Annotated in this window: 18 protein-coding genes and 1 pseudogene; 5 read left to right on the top strand and 14 right to left on the bottom strand. The window is 35.6% G+C overall.

Annotation, left to right across the window (positions count from 1 at the left end; translation table 11 throughout):
* The first annotated feature begins 145 nt into the window (after positions 1-145).
* Positions 146-922 carry a class I SAM-dependent methyltransferase gene (locus RRF69_RS06810; RefSeq protein WP_316939090.1) on the top strand — a complete coding sequence of 259 codons (777 nt, stop codon included), beginning with the start codon at positions 146-148 and terminating at the stop codon, positions 920-922.
* Here RRF69_RS06810 and RRF69_RS06805 read toward each other — a convergent pair.
* Positions 904-1,890 (bottom strand): FAD:protein FMN transferase, encoded by a 987-nt coding sequence (locus RRF69_RS06805; protein WP_316939089.1) that lies wholly within the window; start codon positions 1,888-1,890, stop codon positions 904-906. The genes RRF69_RS06810 and RRF69_RS06805 overlap by 19 nt on opposite strands.
* Positions 1,891-2,006: 116 nt before the next feature.
* Here RRF69_RS06805 and RRF69_RS06800 point away from each other — a divergent pair, with 116 nt between their 5' ends.
* Complete coding sequence (locus RRF69_RS06800; RefSeq protein ID WP_316939088.1) at positions 2,007-2,852, top strand: flagellar motor protein MotB; 846 nt, start codon at positions 2,007-2,009, stop codon at positions 2,850-2,852.
* A 72-nt stretch (positions 2,853-2,924) separates the two neighbouring features.
* Here RRF69_RS06800 and RRF69_RS06795 read toward each other — a convergent pair whose 3' ends face one another.
* From RRF69_RS06795 to RRF69_RS06740, 12 genes and pseudogenes are all read right to left on the bottom strand, one after another.
* The gene (locus tag RRF69_RS06795; protein ID WP_316939087.1) at positions 2,925-3,995 is read right to left on the bottom strand and encodes a methyltransferase; all 1,071 of its coding nucleotides are present in this window, start codon (positions 3,993-3,995) and stop codon (positions 2,925-2,927) included.
* Positions 3,996-4,043: 48 nt separating this feature from the next.
* Positions 4,044-4,409, bottom strand: coding sequence for a Na(+)-translocating NADH-quinone reductase subunit F (locus tag RRF69_RS06790; RefSeq protein WP_316939086.1), 366 nt, complete (start codon positions 4,407-4,409; stop codon positions 4,044-4,046).
* Positions 4,410-4,412: 3 nt separating this feature from the next.
* Positions 4,413-5,210, bottom strand: coding sequence for a helicase C-terminal domain-containing protein (locus RRF69_RS06785; protein WP_316941117.1), 798 nt, complete (start codon positions 5,208-5,210; stop codon positions 4,413-4,415).
* Between the two features lie 39 nt (positions 5,211-5,249).
* Positions 5,250-5,764, bottom strand: a pseudogene (locus RRF69_RS06780) (DEAD/DEAH box helicase); the annotation flags it as partial.
* Positions 5,765-5,802: 38 nt separating this feature from the next.
* Positions 5,803-6,597 carry an alpha/beta hydrolase gene (locus tag RRF69_RS06775; RefSeq protein WP_316939085.1) on the bottom strand — a complete coding sequence of 265 codons (795 nt, stop codon included), beginning with the start codon at positions 6,595-6,597 and terminating at the stop codon, positions 5,803-5,805.
* Between the two features lie 93 nt (positions 6,598-6,690).
* Positions 6,691-8,001: an NADH:ubiquinone reductase (Na(+)-transporting) subunit F gene (gene nqrF / locus RRF69_RS06770; protein WP_316939084.1), complete on the bottom strand. Its 1,311-nt coding sequence runs from the start codon at positions 7,999-8,001 to the stop codon at positions 6,691-6,693.
* A 1-nt stretch (position 8,002) separates the two neighbouring features.
* The gene (gene nqrE, locus RRF69_RS06765) at positions 8,003-8,749 is read right to left on the bottom strand and encodes an NADH:ubiquinone reductase (Na(+)-transporting) subunit E (protein ID WP_316939083.1); all 747 of its coding nucleotides are present in this window, start codon (positions 8,747-8,749) and stop codon (positions 8,003-8,005) included.
* Positions 8,750-8,825: 76 nt separating this feature from the next.
* Positions 8,826-9,479, bottom strand: coding sequence for an NADH:ubiquinone reductase (Na(+)-transporting) subunit D (locus RRF69_RS06760; protein WP_316939082.1), 654 nt, complete (start codon positions 9,477-9,479; stop codon positions 8,826-8,828).
* A 103-nt stretch (positions 9,480-9,582) separates the two neighbouring features.
* On the bottom strand, positions 9,583-9,741 hold the full coding sequence (locus tag RRF69_RS06755) for a hypothetical protein (RefSeq protein ID WP_316939081.1): 159 nt from the start codon (positions 9,739-9,741) through the stop codon (positions 9,583-9,585).
* Positions 9,742-9,764: 23 nt separating this feature from the next.
* A complete protein-coding gene (locus tag RRF69_RS06750; protein ID WP_316939080.1) occupies positions 9,765-10,523 on the bottom strand; it encodes a Na(+)-translocating NADH-quinone reductase subunit C in 759 nt (252 codons plus the stop codon).
* Positions 10,524-10,525: 2 nt separating this feature from the next.
* Positions 10,526-11,737, bottom strand: a complete 1,212-nt coding sequence (locus RRF69_RS06745; RefSeq protein WP_316939079.1) for an NADH:ubiquinone reductase (Na(+)-transporting) subunit B — start codon at positions 11,735-11,737, stop codon at positions 10,526-10,528.
* A gap of 4 nt (positions 11,738-11,741) precedes the next feature.
* The gene (locus RRF69_RS06740; protein WP_316939078.1) at positions 11,742-13,091 is read right to left on the bottom strand and encodes a Na(+)-translocating NADH-quinone reductase subunit A; all 1,350 of its coding nucleotides are present in this window, start codon (positions 13,089-13,091) and stop codon (positions 11,742-11,744) included.
* Positions 13,092-13,322: 231 nt separating this feature from the next.
* On the opposite strand from RRF69_RS06740, the gene RRF69_RS06735 reads away from it, so the two are divergent.
* The 3 genes from RRF69_RS06735 to RRF69_RS06725 all read left to right on the top strand — a co-directional run bounded on the left by RRF69_RS06735 (position 13,323) and on the right by RRF69_RS06725 (position 16,030).
* Positions 13,323-14,540 carry a DUF5103 domain-containing protein gene (locus tag RRF69_RS06735; protein WP_316939077.1) on the top strand — a complete coding sequence of 406 codons (1,218 nt, stop codon included), beginning with the start codon at positions 13,323-13,325 and terminating at the stop codon, positions 14,538-14,540.
* Positions 14,541-14,594: 54 nt separating this feature from the next.
* Complete coding sequence (apaG, locus tag RRF69_RS06730; RefSeq protein ID WP_316939076.1) at positions 14,595-14,981, top strand: Co2+/Mg2+ efflux protein ApaG; 387 nt, start codon at positions 14,595-14,597, stop codon at positions 14,979-14,981.
* A gap of 140 nt (positions 14,982-15,121) precedes the next feature.
* Positions 15,122-16,030: a DUF3667 domain-containing protein gene (locus RRF69_RS06725; RefSeq protein ID WP_316939075.1), complete on the top strand. Its 909-nt coding sequence runs from the start codon at positions 15,122-15,124 to the stop codon at positions 16,028-16,030.
* On the opposite strand, the gene RRF69_RS06720 is transcribed toward RRF69_RS06725, so the two are convergent.
* On the bottom strand, positions 16,008-16,733 hold the full coding sequence (locus RRF69_RS06720; protein ID WP_316939074.1) for an NRDE family protein: 726 nt from the start codon (positions 16,731-16,733) through the stop codon (positions 16,008-16,010). The genes RRF69_RS06725 and RRF69_RS06720 overlap by 23 nt on opposite strands.
* Positions 16,734-16,821: the final 88 nt, after the last annotated feature.

Below are 16,821 nucleotides of genomic sequence, written 5' to 3'. Positions count from 1 at the left end.
AAATTCTAACTTCTATGAAGCTTGAAAATTATCTGAAATATTAGTGGTCCATTTTCAAATGAAATTATTAAAAAACGGATTCAAACATTTTTTACATACAGCATAAAACGCTTTGAGATGCTCTGTGAATCTCTGTGTACTACATATGAAAATATTTAAAACGATACTTAACACCATCCCTCGGCCTATATTGATCAAAGCTAGCTATTGGGTCAGACCTTTCGTTCGTTTTTATCTGAGGGGCTCAAAGTATACCGACCCAATCGATGGAAGTAATTTTCGAAAGCTCCTCCCGTATGGATATGGAACACAGCGCCAAAACGCACTATCACCTTCGACTTTATCCCTTGAAAGACATCGACTAATGTGGTTGTTTTTAAGAGATGAAACTTCATTTTTCACGTCCAAAAAGAAGCAAAAAGTATTGCATATTGCACCCGAACAATGTTTTTTAGACCTCTTTCGGAAACAAGAAAATCTGAGCTACATTACCTGCGACTTGGAATCGCCCATTGCAGATATTAAAGCAGATATTTGCAATCTTCCTTTTGAGGAAAATTCTTTTGATGTTGTTTTTTGCAATCATGTCTTAGAACATATCCCCGATGATACTAAGGCCATGCAAGAATTGTATCGTGTACTAAAACCCAATGGAATGGGGATTTTTCAAATTCCACAGGAACTTTCTAGAGAAAAAACATTTGAAGACAACAGCATAACCGACAAAAAAGAACGCACTAAGATCTTTGGACAATACGATCACGTAAGAGTCTATGGTCGAGATTATTTTGAGAAGTTGCGCGCAGTAGGATTTAAGGTCGATGAAATCGATTATACCCAAAAAATTACTCCAGAAGCAATAGACCGATTTTGTTTGATGAAAGGCGAAATCTTGCCAGTGTGTTACAAACCGTCCACATAATTAGAAAAACTCGTGAGATTTTGCTGGGCATCCAAATAAATTAAAATTGCCTGCAGCTCGGTATTCCTTTCTAAAAAATCTTTAGTTTTATCAACACCCATCGCCATAAATGCTGTTGCATAAGCATCTACATCTGCACAATCCAATGGAGCAATGACCGAAACACTCAACAAATTACTTTCAGTAGCAAAACCTGTTTTCGGATTTACAGTATGAACATATTTCTGTCCATTGTCTGCAATTCTAAATTTTCGATAATTCCCAGAAGTAGCCATAGATCTATTGGACACATTTAGGACAGTAAAGCCTTCTCTGTTTATTTTGGTAGGATCCTCTATCTGTATTCTCCAAGGTTTTCCATTGTCTTTAAATCCTTTTGCTCGAATCTCTCCACCAATTTCAATCAAATAATTCTCCACATTTTTACGGTCTAAAAAACGAGCAATGATGTCGATTCCAAAACCTTTTCCAATGGCATTAAAATCTAAATACATCTGAGGATACTTTTTTAAAACCTTATTCTGTCGAACTTGAATTTTATCAAAACCAACCCATTTCATTTGTTGAGTGACCTCTATGGAATCTAAATTTCTCTTCCCCTCTTTAGGACCAAAACCCCATGCATTCACCAAATTTCCGACGGTCGGATCAAAATAACCTCCTGTTTTTTGATAAATATTTTTTGATTTCTCTAACAATTCAAGTAAAATTTCGTCTGCAACTACTGTAGTATCTCCGTTGTTTATTCGAGAAATAATAGATGTAGGGATATAGGTAGACGTAGCTCTGTTAACCAAATGGAACAAACTGTCAATTGATTTTTGGTAATTCACATCCGTATTCAAACAGACAATTGAGTAGCTTGTCCCAAAAACCAACCCTTGTAACCGAATGTCTTTTTGTGTCGATTTTGATTCACAAGAACCCAATAAGGTTGCCAAAAATAGCAACAGTATAAAACGTTTCATCAAAAATTGAATTTAACAACAAAAATAGTACATAAAATTTTCATAAAATAGCCATTACATCACTATTTGTAAGTGGATTTTGTTAAATTTGCATTAGAAATTTAATTCTCAAAAAAATGAAAAAAATCATCCTATTTCTTTTCACTGGTATTCTATTGAGTGCCTGTGTTTCAAAAAAAGAGTTTGTTGCCTTACAAGATAAGCACGATTCTGCTACAGCACAATTGGTAGATATTAAGGCGGATTTACAAAAGTGTCTTATTGAAAAAAGCAATGAAGACGCAAAAGCCTTTGCCTTGTCGGAGCAAGTTAAATCTTTGAAAGAAGATAAAAAAACAGCCTTACGACAAGTTGAAAATTTAACTGTACTGACCCAATCCTCTTCAGATAATATCAAAACAGTAATTTCTCAATTGAGTGAAAAAGATAAATTTATAAATGGGATTAGAAAAGCAATGACGCAGAAAGATTCTATTAATTTAGCAATCAAATACCATTTGACAAAAAACTTAACAGACGGTATCCAAGACGAAGATATTGAAGTTAATGTAGAAAAAACAGTTGTGTTTATTTCTATCGCTGATAAATTATTATTTAGAAGCGGGAGTTACAATGTTACTGAAAAAGCTTATACCGTTTTAGAAAAAATCGCAAAGGTAATCAATGACCAACCTCAAATGGATGTAATGGTTGAAGGTCATACCGATTCGACTCCAATTAAAACAGATTTTCTACAAGACAACTGGGATTTATCTGCAAAACGCGCCACTTCAATTACCCGAATTTTACAATATAAATATGGTGTAAAACCTGAAAGATTGTCTGCTACAGGTAGAAGTAGCTATGTACCCGTAGCTCCGAACGATACTCCTGCAAACAAAGCAAAAAATAGAAGAACAAAAATTATCATCTTACCAAGATTACAACAGTTCTTTGATTTGTTAGAGCAAAAAGCGGACTAAGCTTTCAGTTCTACATACAAAAAAACCACCTTTTGGGTGGTTTTTTTGTGCTATAATATTAGAGAATCTGATTTATTTTTTTGTCAAAATCCACAGTTCTACTTCTTCGGAAGAACGCCAATCTTGAATTCTTTTGGTTTTATCTGAAGCTTGTTTTACAGATTTCTTCAAACACTTTTCAAGTTGAAACCGACCCCCTTGAGCAAGTTCCTTCTCTATTGGGTGCCCTTCAGTTAAATTGGTTATTTGAGCCATATTAGAAAAGACGATTGCTAATTTCCCATCAGGTACTAATCGATCAGTAGCTGCTTTAAAAAAGTCTGAAAATAAATTTTTCGGATAATAAATCGCTTCATCATTTTTATCTAAATCGTGTGCTTTTGGCAACCAAGGCGGATTGAAAACAATCAACTCTGTTTGATGTGTTATTGCACCAAAAAGAGACCCATAATCCAGTGTTATTTTTCGAGAGAGTTTGGTATCCCCCATAGATTCTTTAAGTCCAACAATTGCATTAGGGTTAGTGTCAGTTCCATAAACGCTTTGAAAACCATGCTTGATCATCTGCAAAGACAGTACGCCACTCCCTATACCGACATCTATGGCAGATTTTTTTGGTCCTTCATAGCGTTTCAGCCAATTGTCAAAAAGAATTAAATGATCAAAACGAGTAGGGAAATAGGTTCCATAATACGGATGAATTTTATTCCGAAGTACAGGGACAGAAATTCCATTTTGATACCATTGCCAAGCACTGTTCAGTCCTTGAACTTTCGGGAAAGACAAGACAAACGAGTCCATTTCTGGGTATAACTTTTCTAACCAACCAATGGAAGGTGATTTTTTTAAACTCAACTGGTGTCCTTCTATTTTAACTAAAATGAGATTGGACAACTGATGATAGGCTGCACGATATGCGCGTTGTTCTTGAAAAGTCTTGGTAGGTAATTTTTTCTTTAGATGTTTTTTTACTTCATTGAGCAACAACAATCCGTCACTATAGTACGCTGTTACCAATACAGGCTTTCCAGCTACCAATCCTTTAATGGTACTCTTGATATCCGAAGTTTTACGAAAGGTTGCAATTTGGATTCCAGAAACGTCATAGGGCACTGGTTTATGTATCTGTATGTCTGTATTCATGAAATATTTGATTTTATAAGGGAATTATGAATGTGGTCTTTAAAGCGCTTACTCTAAAATCTTTATAAAATCATCGAAAGCCACATAATAGGGTTGATCTTTAAAAACAGGATTTTCTACGCTTTCTGCATTGGCAATCCCAACACCTGCAAACCAAACTTTGGCATTTTGTTTTTTAGCATGTTCCTTGAAGGTTTCCATCCATAATACATCATACTCTTGAGGGTTCTGAATATTGTTCGTTGCTTTCACCAAAACAAAAATAGTTGGAGATCCTTTTTTAAACAAGACAAATTGTGGATGTCGTTTCAGTTTGCTGTTGATTGCCTGAAACTCATAGCCCATTTTTTGTAATTTCTTACCAACAATATTCATGGCAAGATGATGCAATTCTTGTGCTGTTAAAACCTGCATGGATTACTTCTTATTGCGTTTGTTATAATTTTTATCGCCGCGTGTTTTTGGCTTCTTGTACTTTTGAGCAATTTCTCTTCGGTAAGAACCTCCTTGATTGGTTTTGCTGTTTTTTTCACTTTTTTCGTGAAACGCAGGCCCCGGAACATATTCTAAACTACTTCTATTTTTAGAAATCCCTTGATCTTCTCTAGGGCGTTCGTCTTCTGTCAATAAGGTCGATATTTCCAATTCTTCAGGTAGGGCCACCAATGGAATAGTAAAGTCCATTAAGGCTTCAATTTCTGCTTTGGCTTCTTGTTCTTTCGGTGTTGAAAACAAAATCGTTTTTCCTTCTTTCTCAGCCCTACCAGTCCTCCCGATTCGGTGCATATAGTTTTCCGGAAAATCAGGTGTGTCAAAATTGATCACATGCGATACGTTTTCAAAATCCAATCCACGAGCCATGACATCGGTAGCCACTAATATTCGGTTGTTCCCTTCATCAAATTGACGGATAGAACGGATTCTATAGTTCTGGGTTTTATTGGAATGTATGACACAGGTTTCACTTCCAAAGACTTCTTCTAGATGCTTAAAAAGCAAATCTGCTGTTCTTTTGAAAGCCACGAAAATTAAAACTTTATGAAAGGTTTCTTTGTCTTTTAAAAAGCCATTCAGCAAGTTTACTTTTGTGTAAAAATTGGGTACATGATAACTTTCTTGTACAATATTGTCTAGCGGTGTTCCACTGACAGCGACTGATATTTTTTCTGGTTTCTTAAAGAAGTCAAGAATTAAGGCATCTACTTCTTTTGTCATCGTTGCCGAAAACATAATGTTTTGTCTCCGTGGTGGCAACAAGTCAAAGATATTTAGGAGCTGAAAACGGAATCCTAAATCGAGCATGACATCTACTTCGTCAATCACCAATTTTTGAATTGTTTTGAGTTTTAACACATTGCTAAGACCTAAATCGTACAAACGTCCTGGGTTGCAACAATGATGTCTTGCCCTTGTGCAATGGATTGTTTTTGAGTATTGATATTTGCTCCCCCATAAACCCCCAAAACACGAACATTGATGTATTTTGACAATTTCTCAATTTCTTCAACTACTTGCAAGACCAATTCTCTTGTGGGTACTAATACCAGCACACGAGGATGATCTGTTTTGATGAATTTCAAATCTCGAAGAATTGGCAACATATATGCAAATGTTTTTCCAGTTCCAGTTTGTGCAATTCCGACCACATCTTTTCCAGACCTTACCACTGGGAAAGCCTCTACTTGAATCGGGGTTGGATTTACAAAACCTAAATCTTCAATTGCATACTGAAGTTGGTTGGATAAATCTAATTCTTCGAACGTACTCATACTCTTAATTTTTTGCAAAGGTACACTTTCTAAAAATCTTACCTTTCTAATATTTCTTTTAACTTCTGCTTGTATTGTGGAAAAGTAGAAATGTTGTGATGCGTAGCAGTAGAAAGTTCTATAAACTCATTGGTAGAAGCCTTATTGCAATTGAATAATTCTCTAGCCCCTGCCAATGAAGTCGTTTGATCCTGATCTCCATGAAAAATGGTAATGGGCGAGGTCACCATAGGAATGTATTTCTCCGACGAAAATGAATACTTTAACAAAAAGGTGGGAGCAAATCGGAACCGGTATTGGACAACTTTTCTTAAATTGTAAAAAGGGGCTTCTAAAATAAGAGCTTGTGGCTTGTTTTCTGAGGCTACTTTCGTCGCAAAAGTACATCCCAAAGAAAAACCATAGATCACTATGTTAGCCTCTTGAAAGGTCTTTTTTAAGTATGAATAGGCTAGCAAAGCATCATCGTACATTTTTGCTTCGGAAAAATTCCCAGTGCTTTTCCCATACTTTCTGTAGTCGATACAAAACACTTCATATCCATCTGAGAGGAAATAAGACGCTCTTTTTCCCCATTTTTGGAGGTTTCCACTAGCTCCATGAAAATACAAAACAACACCTTTAGGGTTGGATAATTTTAAATGAATTGCATTGATTTCTTGTTGGTCACTAGTTGCTAAAAAAATCTCTTCAAAATCGGTATCGAAATGAAAGAGGTAGTTTCTCTTTAATTTTTTACCCTGTAAGAAAATAAACCGTTCCTGAAAAAAATAGAAGTACCCTAAACCAATTAGCAATACAAAAGTGACAAGGAGGGCTATTTTCAGGATCATCTCTTCTTTCTTTTTAAGGACCTACTAAAGGTGTTAAATATAAAAAACCGATTTATTTCTAAATCGGTTTTTTGAGTATCGTTTGAAGGGAAACTATCCTCCAAAATCATCAAAACGGATGTTTTCATCTGGCATTCCAAAATCTTCTCCCATTTTTTGAACTGCTTTGTTCATTAAAGGGGGACCACAGAAATACAATTCCATGTCTTCTGGTGCTTCATGATGGTTCAAGTAGTTTTCGATTACACAGTTGTGAATAAATCCTACAAAACCGTCACCTTCAGTATCATTAATATCTTTTTTAACTTTCCAATTATCCGACTCTAAAGGATCTGATAATGCAATGAAAAATTTAAAATTCGGGAAATCTTTTTCTAAGGCTCTAAAGTGCTCGATATAGAATAATTCTGCTTTCGAACGACCTCCATACCAATAGGTTACTTTTCTGCCCGTCTTTAAGGTTCTAAATAATTGGTACAAGTGAGAACGCATAGGTGCCATTCCAGCTCCACCACCAACATATAGCATTTCTGCATCCGATTCGTTGATGAAGAATTCACCGTAAGGTCCCGAAATCACACATTTATCTCCTTTTTTTAAACCGAAAATATACGAAGAGGCAACACCTGGATTTACATCCATCCATCCTCCTTTTGCTCTATCAAAGGGTGGAGTTGCAATACGCACATTCAACATGATTTCTCTACCTTCGGCTGGGTAAGAAGCCATTGAATAGGCTCTCTCCACAACTTCATTGTTTTTCATCACTAAGGGTCTCAGTTTGAACTTTTCCCATTCTGCCTCAAATTTATCTGGTGCATCGTGCTCTTCTGGGTGTGCAGTAATATCCATGTCTGCAAACTTTACTTCACAAGGTGGAATTTCAATTTGAATATACCCTCCTGCTTTGTAGCCCATGTCTTCTGGAATTTCTACCACAAACTCTTTAATAAAAGAAGCGACATTGTAGTTACGAACCACAGTAGCATCCCATTTCTTAATTCCAAAAATTTCTTCAGGAATAGAAATATCCATGTCTTGTTTTACTTTTACCTGACAAGCCAAACGAACACCCTGCTTTAATTCTTTACGGGTAAAGTGCGGTGTTTCAGTAGGCAAGGCTTCCCCTCCACCAGAATTAACGTGACACTCACATTGTACACAAGAACCTCCACCACCACAGGCAGATGGTAAAAATATTTTTTCCGAACTCAAGGTCGTTAAAAGTGTACTTCCAGAGGCCACTTCAATTTTCTTTTCTCCGTTGATCGTAATAAATACGGGTCCAGACGGAGATAATTTTTGTTTGACAAATAATAATAAAGTTACTAATAACAACACTATCGCTAAAAAAGCTGCTACTGTTGCTAAAATAGTTCCTGAAGTACCTGCTGCTAATATCATATTACTGCTTGTTTGTATTTGTGTTATCGGCTACAATTTCTTTAGCGTCTTCTTTTTTTACTTCTTCCTTTTCAATCTGAGTTGCTACTTCTGGAGTGTCTTTCTTTTCTTCATCTCCACCGGTCAGCATTCCTCCAAAACTCATAAACCCAATCGCCATTAATCCAGTAATAATAAAAGTAATTCCTAAACCTCTTAGGGCTGGAGGCACACTTGAATATCGAATTTTTTCACGAATTGCTGCAATGGCTAAAATGGCTAAGAACCATCCGATTCCAGAACCAACTCCATACGTTAATGACAATCCTAAGGTGGGAATCTCACGAGATTGCATGAATAAACTTCCTCCTAAAATAGCACAGTTTACTGCAATTAAGGGCAAGAAAATTCCTAATGAATTGTACAATGAAGGTGAAAATTTTTCAACCACAATTTCTACTAGCTGCACCATGGTCGCAATCGTTGCAATAAACATGATAAAGGATAGGAAACTCAAGTCAATTGTTTCAGCTCCGTCAACACCATAGGCTGGATCCAACCACACTAAAGCACCTTCTTGTAAAATATACTGATCTAACAACCAGTTTAAAGGTACGGTTACTGCTAGTACAAAAATCACTGCAGCACCTAAACCAACAGCCGTAGATACTTTTTTAGAAACCGCAAGGTAAGAACACATTCCTAAGAAGGTTGCGAAGACCATGTTGTCAATAAATATCGATTTGAAAAATAATTCTATATGTTCCATTTTTTTTATTGTTTTTAGTAATTCGTCTTTAGTTGTTAGAACTTATTTCGAACAACGATCAACTACAACCTAAATTTTAATTTTCTTCTATTAATGATGTATTTCTACTTCGTTGTATCCAGATAATAATTCCAACGACAATTAAAGCCATTGGTGACAATAACATGAATCCGTTGTTTTCATACCCATAAGCGTACAAGCCTGATAATTCTCCTGGTATGGGATTTCCTAAAACAGGATATCCTAATAAAGTTCCAGCTCCTAAAAGTTCTCTGAAGAAACCAACTAAGATTAAAATCACACCATATCCTACAGAATTCCCAATACCATCTAGGAAAGCTCTCCAAGGTCCGTTTCCTAAAGCAAATGCTTCAAAGCGCCCCATGATGATACAGTTGGTAATAATTAACCCCACAAAAACAGAGAGCGTCTTGCTAAGTTCGTATGCAAATGCTTTTAGCACTAAATCTACTATGATTACCAAAGTTGCAACTACAATCAGCTGTACAATAATTCTAATTTTTGATGGAATGATATTTCTCATTAAAGAAATTACCACATTTCCTAATCCCAATACAAACATCACAGAAACAGACATTACAATAGAAGCTTCAAGCTCAGCTGTAATTGCCAAAGCAGAACAAATTCCTAATACTTGAATCGTAATTGGGTTGTTATCAGCTAAGGGGTCGGTTAATAATGCTGCGTCTTTTTTTGATAAAAGTCTCATAGTTTTTAAATGTCTATAGTTTTTAAGTACTTAAAGTGTCTAAAATTAAACTTTGAATACATTTTTTTATTAATTTATTTTATCTGCTATTGATGTAAAATTGCTAGTAAATCTTTGGCTTCCTTTCTAATAGTAGCGATTTATTTTCTAGACTTACCCAATCTAATAACTCTATTCTTTCTAACCAAAAATCGGTTTCGATTGCAAAAGGCCATGTTCTTTTTTCGAATTGTTCTGTAAAATCTTCAATTGTCCAAGGCATTTTAAATCTAAGTACTTTCTACTTTAATTCCTTTTGGTTTTTAATGATTTAAAATAAGGCACATAGAGAGCCAAGTCATTCTTAATCATTGCAGACACACCATCTCCTGTAATAGTAGCACCTGCTATTGCATCTACTTCATAGTCTGTCTTTTCTAGATTTTTTGGATCGTTGTTTCCTTTAGCTACTTTGATTCCTTTAAAATCTCCAGCTTCGTCTAATAAGTGCTCACCAATAAAGTCGTCCATAAAATAACGCTGCTTGATGTTTGCTCCCAAACCTGGTGTTTCTCCTTTGTGGTCAAAATAAGCCCCTTGCACGACCATGTTTCTATCCATAGCAACATATCCCCAAATAGCATCCCAAAGTCCTTTTCCTCGAATTGGTGCAACATATAGCGTGTCTCCTGTTTTATTTTTTCCTACAAACAAAGGCAATCTTCTTTGCTTTCCTTGCTTGGCTAGGGTTTGTTCTTTTTTGATGTCTATTAAGTAAGCGTTCGAATTCTCAGTTGCACCGCCTCCTTGAACTTCAATTTGCTTTGTGATGTACTCTGAAAAAGCAGTTCCAGCAACATTTGTTGATACAAATTTAGCACTAGTCCCTTCATTTTCGTTGATGCCCAATGCATACAAAATATTCTGTTGTTTCTCAATTCTTTTGTTCTCGTCGATGTTTGGTTTTAAAGACGAAGCAAAAAAGGCTAATATTGATCCAACAACCAACACCATAATGATGGCGAAAATCATTGTATAACTATTACTATCTGTTCTCTTACTCATAATTAGGCAGTTTTAACTTTAGTACGTGATAATCTTTTCTTTACATTTCCTTGTACCACATAATGGTCAATAGTTGGAGCAAATACATTCATTAATAGAATGGCTAAAAACACTCCTTCTGGATAGGCAGGGTTGAAGACACGGATCATAATGGATATAAAACCAATTAAGAAACCGTATATCCATTTTCCTTTATTTGTTTGTGATGCTGTTACAGGATCGGTTGCCATAAACACAGCTCCAAATGCCAAACCTCCAATGATTAAATGCTCATACCAATCGGTACTCATCAAGCCATAAAATTTGCTTGATTCTGAAATAATATCTGCAGCGACAATTTGATTAAAAATAAAGCCCATTACAGCAGCTCCAATAAACGTAGAAAGAATAATTCTCCAACTTCCAATTTTTGTAAAAATTAAGATTGCAGCACCAACCAATATCAAAAACGCAGAAGTTTCTCCTACAGATCCAGGAATAAACCCAAAAAAGGCCTCCCATAAATCGTAATTTGCTGGCTGATTTTGTGCATAGGTACCAAGCATGGTTTCACCAGAAATAGCATCTGCAGTTCCTGCTCTGTTAACAGCATCGTACACCCAAACTTTATCTCCAGACATCCATGTTGGATATGCAAAGAATAAAAAAGCTCTAATCGTTAATGCAGGGTTTAAGATATTCATTCCAGTACCTCCAAACACTTCTTTTCCGATCACGACTCCAAAGACAACAGCTACAGACAACATCCACAAGGGAGTATCTACAGGTACAATAAGTGGCACTAACATTCCAGTTACCAAATATCCTTCTTCTACTTCGTGTCCTTTGATTACTGCGAAAATAAATTCCACTAAAAGTCCTACTCCATAAGAAACGATTACCAGTGGTAACACTTTAATAATTCCAATCCAAAAATTATCCATCGTTAAGAAAGAACCCAATACGGTAAATTCTGATGCGATTCCTTTTGCTGCGTCAATTGCTGCATAATGCTGATATCCTGCATTAAACATTCCAAAAAGCAAACAGGGTATTAAAGCCATAATAACAATATTCATTGTACGCTTTAAGTCATCTGCTGCTTTGATGTGAGTTCCGTTGTGGGTCACTTCGTTTGGTAAATATAAGAAGGTATGGATTGCGTTAAACGCAGGTGCCATTTTAGTTCCTCTATATTTCTCTTTTAAAGTATGTAATTTTTGTTTTAAGCTCATAATCTTATCCTAATTCTTCTCTCATTAAATCCAAACCTTCACGAATTATTTTCTGGTGAGGCTGTTTAGATACACAAATAAATTCCGTTAGTGCAAAATCTTCTGGAGCAACTTCATAGGCTCCCAAAGCTTCCATTTCATCTAGATCTTTGTACATACAGGCTTTTAATAACTGCATTGGATACAAGTCTAAAGGAAATACTTTCTCGTAAGAACCCGTCACAACAAAAGCCCTGTGTTCTCCGTTTGTATTCGTATTTAAATCATATTTTTTCTTTGGGGTAAGCCAAGAAAAAGTGAGGGCTCTTGAAGTAGAAATTTTATTAAAAACAGGCTTGTTCCAGCCAAAGAATTCATAATCATCCCCTTCAGGAATCGCAGTAATTTGATTGTCGTAATACCCAATAAAACCTTCCGTTTTTACCTGACTACCAGTCAACACATTTCCACTAATGATTCTTGTATTATCGTTCACTAAATTGTCTTGAACAATCGCAGCAATCTGAGCCCCTGCTATGGCAGTTACATACTGAGGATTATTGAATTTAGATCCTGTTAAAGCAATGGTTCTTGAAAGATTTAACTTTCCAGTCAACAACAATTCACCAATCACCAAAACGTCTTGAGGAGTCACTACCCAAACTACTTCCCCTTTATTGATTGGATCAATCTGTGCAATTTGTGTTCCAACGTTTCCAATTGGATGTGGTCCAGAAACTTTGTGTAATTCAATTCCTTTTAAAGTATTGAATGGTGAATCTGCATTTTTCCCAACAGAAACATGTAGTTTCCCTTCAGTCAATTTCCCAATAGCTGTCAAAGCAGCTTGTAATTCTGCTTCTTTCCCTTTTAAAGTATACTCTAAATTGGTTGCAAGTGGTGCACTTGCATATGCGGAAACAAAAATTGCTTTGGGTGCTTGATCTGGATTTGCAATAACATCATAAGGACGTTGTTTTACAAATGGCCAACAACCTGAAGCTAACAAGTGATTTTTCACTTCTTCGGCAGACATATTCGCTGCATCTTTAGCTCCAAAATCTTGGTGTTCTTGTGTGTCGTTTGCGGCAATGTGAATCGCCAAAACTTTTCTTCTTTCTCCACGAATAACTTCGACAACCTTACCACTTACAGGACTTGGAAATAAAACACGTTCATCACTTTTAGAATAAAAAAGTGGATCTCCGGCTTTTACCTCTGCTCCTTCTTTGGCAATAAGTTTAACGATTATTCCGTGAAAATCTGCAGGCTTTATTGCATACATACCACCGGTAGTAAGTTGAGTGGTCGTTTGTTTTGCATCGCCTACAAGGCTAATATTTAAGCCCTTTTTTATACGGATGTCTTTTGACATAGGTTTTTGTTAATTTTAGTTATCTAAAAAAATCATGCAAATTTAATGGTTTTACAGCTTATTTTGGATATAATAGCTGCTATATATTCGTTAAATATTATTATTTATACGCGTTCTAAATAATAAAACAAAAGTCTCAATCCTTTATAGAAATCTCCTCGAAAAGGGCATGCTATTTGCAACAATGAGTTGAATATATTTTTTTTACTTTTGACAAAACACTCATAGAGTATGACAAAGCTGAAAATAAGCTTCTTTTTCATTTTTATTGCGACAGCATTGCAGGCTCAGCAAATCAAATCCATTCAATTAAAACCTTTACAAGAGAATGTTTTTACTTCAATTGTACCACTAGGAACTGTATTGGAACTGTCTTTTGACGATTTGGAGGCTGACAGCAAAAACTATCAATACAAAATTGAACACATGACCCATGACTGGAAAAAAAGCCGCATGCTTACCAGTCAGTATATAGATGGATTTGATCAAAACACGATTTTAGAGGTGACCAATTCTTTCAATACCCTACAAAGCTATACACATTATAGTGTGCAAATCCCCAATATCAATTCGGTCATAACCAAAAGTGGAAACTACCTGCTCTCTGTTCTAGATGACATGGATGCCGTTATTTTTTCTAGAAAATTTGTCCTTTATGAAAACAACGCAATTGTGGGGGTTTCTGTGGAAAGAAGCAGAGATACAAAGACAGTAAACTCTCAACAAACCATTCAGTTTTCTGTCAGCCATCCCAATTTGCAAATCAACAATCCCAGACAAGAAATCCAGATAGTTCTTCTAAAAAACGAAAATTGGAATGAGAAAATCACCAACCTACAACCTACATTTTTTAAGCAAAACCAGCTCTTATATACCTATACCAATCAAACCAATTTTTGGGGAGACAATGAATATTATAATTTTGACACAAAATTCCTTCGAAATAGGAGTTTAGGAATTCAAAGCATCCAAAAAAAGGAGGTATACCATCATTTTATTTACCCAACAAGCTATAATCCATATAAAAAATACACCTATTTTCCAGATATAAATGGTCAATTTTTAATTCGTACTCTGGAAGGAAATGACGCGAACACCGAAGCCGATTATGCGATGATGCATTTTACATTGGCGGTGAATCAACCCTTTGAGGAAAAAGAAGTGTATGTGTTTGGAGGATTTAACAACTTCGAAATCACCGATGAAAACAAAATGTATTTTGATCCTGAAAGCAGTACTTACAAAACCCATTTTTTACTAAAACAAGGGTTCTATAATTATAGCTACGCGACTGTAGGCAAAGACCATAAGGTGAATTTAAGAGAGGTGAACGGTTCATTTGATGAGACCGAAAACCAATATACGGTATTGGTCTACTACAAAGCTTTTGGAGCCGTTTACCAAAGAGTGATTGGAATGGGCACCGGTTTTTTAGATCAGAACAGATAGATAAAAACAAAAAAAGTTGTGGTTTTTAATCCTTTTCGTTACTTTTACTAGGTTATGATTCACCAAATCACAAAAGGAATAAAGGTTTCTGTAAAAACGACTTTCAATGGTACTAGTCATAGTCACCATCATTTCTATTATGCCTATTCCTATAGTATTACTATCGAAAATAATTCGGATGAAACGGTGCGTCTCACCAATAGACATTGGAAAATTCTTGACTCCCTACACAAAACAGAAATTGTAGACGGAGAAGGAGTTGTTGGTCAAACACCAACCCTGCATCCAAACGACACTTATACCTATAGCTCTGGATGCTTTTTACACTCTAGCATTGGGGCCATGAGCGGTTTTTATACCATGGTCAACCAAGAGACCTTAGAGGAAATCAAAGTGGCCATTCCCACATTTCAACTCACAACTCCGTTGTTATTAAACTAATCGATAGAAATAAAAAAAAGAAGCTTCAGGTTAAAGATGCCTCTTGCCTAAATTGTGGCCATCCCTTTTTTGGGAATGAAAAATTTTGCCCAGACTGCGGGCAAGCAAACAAAGGAAATCGAATTACTTTTGGAAATTTCATGTACGAACTTTTCAATGGCTTTTTCTCTTTTGATGCCAAATTTTGGAGAACCATTATTCCGCTTTTAATCAACCCTGGAAAAGTAACAAAAGACTATATTGAAGGCAAACGAAGTCGCTATTCGAATCCTTTCCGATTCTATCTAACCATCTCAATTTTCTTTTTTTTAATATTAGGGGTCTCAAACAATATTGAAAAATTTAAATCCTTCAAAAATGGAGAGGACAGGGAAACGCTAAACATTTCTCTTTTTAAAGAAATTGAAGAAATAACAACCCCTCCAGATTCTTCAAAAACGGATTCTATTCCAGTACTTCACAAAGACTCAATACCCAAGATTAACATAAGAAGCGTTAAATTTTTGGGAGTCAATTTAGAAGAATTCATCCAATACACCCAAAAGTATCCAAACTCAAAAATTGACGATGCTTTGGATAGCTTACAATTAGAAAAAACAATTTTAAATCGTTTTTTTTATAGTAGAGCAAAAGCTATTAGTGCTATTGGAAGCGAAAAAGGAGCTCAAGAACAATTCATCAATCAACTTTTATCTTATGGATCGGTTTCACTATTTGTGTTTCTCCCGCTTTTTACTCTTTTTTTACGACTCTTTTATTTTCGAAAAAAACACACCTATGTCGATCACTTGATCTTTGTGTTCCATACACAAACCGTCTTTTTTATGCTACTCTCTTTACTATATCTAATCTCCTTTTTTACAAATAGAATTGAACCCGTTATCTTTCTCATCCTCTTTTTGATCTACTTATTTTTAGCCCTAAAAAAGTGCTACGATCAAGGATACTTCAAAACCGCTATTAAATTTATGATCCTAAACCTCGTCTATCTGTTTATGAGCATGGTTGGAATAGTAATTGTGGGAGCTATTTCTTTTGCCTTGTATTAAAAAAAAGGGTTTCTGCATAAGTCTTTCCGTTTAAAAAGTCGTGATAGACCATGGAGATATCGTCTTCCTTTTTTACGGAGGTTATGCTTACGGTTTCTACAAAATTACGTTTCATCTTTAAAGAAACCTCTGGAGTCCCTTTGTCTGAAGTGCTATGAAAATCGATAATATGCTCTTGCTGAAACGGGTTGTTCGCACTTAACCATGTTCTAAACCAGTTCTTTCTTAATTGCTTCATCTCTTGGGTATATAAGGTGGAAGAAGACCAAATTCTAGGTTCTTGAGGGATTTCTTGAAAATGCTTTTCAAGTCCATCCCAAACCAACTCATAAGTTGCTAATTGAAGGTTCCAATCTACCAAAATCAGGGTAAAAGGCTCAATGTTTTCAAAATCAAAATCGTTAATAAATGAGACCGCATTTTCTACCGATAAAATCTTTTTTACAATCAATCCGCGACTCATTGTATAAGGCCCTTTTCTTTGATGAAGATCAAATCCACCATTCAACAAACAAACCAACCTATTTTTCTCGCTTAAACCAATCCAAGTACCCCCAGCAATTTCATCTTTAGGATACATCAATGCAACACCATGCTCGTCATAATTCGCAGGGGGAATTGTTTTTCGCAACGGAGTCTCATCTCGATTGGATGTTAAAATAAATTGATTGTTTCCAACAGGAAGATAGGTAACAGTACACATTCTTTTGAATTTATATTCTTTAAAGCAACAACACAGAAATCCTTTGATTAAAAATTGTAACTTTGTTGTCAAAATTAATAGAATAAAA

Origin of the sequence: Polaribacter sp. HL-MS24 (assembly GCF_032758595.1) — a bacterium.
Taxonomy (GTDB): Bacteria; Bacteroidota; Bacteroidia; order Flavobacteriales; family Flavobacteriaceae; genus Polaribacter.
Note: the sequence above shows the minus strand (reverse complement) of the source record. Positions and strands in the feature narration are given on the sequence as shown.

Excerpts from the sequence above, each read along its gene's own strand:
- RRF69_RS06810 (WP_316939090.1), top strand. The coding sequence starts at position 146 with ATGAAAATATTTAAAACGATACTTAACACCATCCCTCGGCCTATATTG.
- RRF69_RS06805 (WP_316939089.1), bottom strand. The coding sequence starts at position 1,890 with ATGAAACGTTTTATACTGTTGCTATTTTTGGCAACCTTATTGGGTTCT.
- RRF69_RS06800 (WP_316939088.1), top strand. The coding sequence starts at position 2,007 with ATGAAAAAAATCATCCTATTTCTTTTCACTGGTATTCTATTGAGTGCC.
- RRF69_RS06795 (WP_316939087.1), bottom strand. The coding sequence starts at position 3,995 with ATGAATACAGACATACAGATACATAAACCAGTGCCCTATGACGTTTCT.
- RRF69_RS06790 (WP_316939086.1), bottom strand. The coding sequence starts at position 4,409 with ATGCAGGTTTTAACAGCACAAGAATTGCATCATCTTGCCATGAATATT.
- RRF69_RS06785 (WP_316941117.1), bottom strand. The coding sequence starts at position 5,210 with ATGACAAAAGAAGTAGATGCCTTAATTCTTGACTTCTTTAAGAAACCA.
- RRF69_RS06775 (WP_316939085.1), bottom strand. The coding sequence starts at position 6,597 with ATGATCCTGAAAATAGCCCTCCTTGTCACTTTTGTATTGCTAATTGGT.
- nqrF (WP_316939084.1), bottom strand. The coding sequence starts at position 8,001 with ATGATATTAGCAGCAGGTACTTCAGGAACTATTTTAGCAACAGTAGCA.
- nqrE (WP_316939083.1), bottom strand. The coding sequence starts at position 8,749 with ATGGAACATATAGAATTATTTTTCAAATCGATATTTATTGACAACATG.
- RRF69_RS06760 (WP_316939082.1), bottom strand. The coding sequence starts at position 9,479 with ATGAGACTTTTATCAAAAAAAGACGCAGCATTATTAACCGACCCCTTA.
- RRF69_RS06755 (WP_316939081.1), bottom strand. The coding sequence starts at position 9,741 with ATGCCTTGGACAATTGAAGATTTTACAGAACAATTCGAAAAAAGAACA.
- RRF69_RS06750 (WP_316939080.1), bottom strand. The coding sequence starts at position 10,523 with ATGAGTAAGAGAACAGATAGTAATAGTTATACAATGATTTTCGCCATC.
- RRF69_RS06745 (WP_316939079.1), bottom strand. The coding sequence starts at position 11,737 with ATGAGCTTAAAACAAAAATTACATACTTTAAAAGAGAAATATAGAGGA.
- RRF69_RS06740 (WP_316939078.1), bottom strand. The coding sequence starts at position 13,091 with ATGTCAAAAGACATCCGTATAAAAAAGGGCTTAAATATTAGCCTTGTA.
- RRF69_RS06735 (WP_316939077.1), top strand. The coding sequence starts at position 13,323 with ATGACAAAGCTGAAAATAAGCTTCTTTTTCATTTTTATTGCGACAGCA.
- apaG (WP_316939076.1), top strand. The coding sequence starts at position 14,595 with ATGATTCACCAAATCACAAAAGGAATAAAGGTTTCTGTAAAAACGACT.
- RRF69_RS06725 (WP_316939075.1), top strand. The coding sequence starts at position 15,122 with ATGTACGAACTTTTCAATGGCTTTTTCTCTTTTGATGCCAAATTTTGG.
- RRF69_RS06720 (WP_316939074.1), bottom strand. The coding sequence starts at position 16,733 with ATGTGTACTGTTACCTATCTTCCTGTTGGAAACAATCAATTTATTTTA.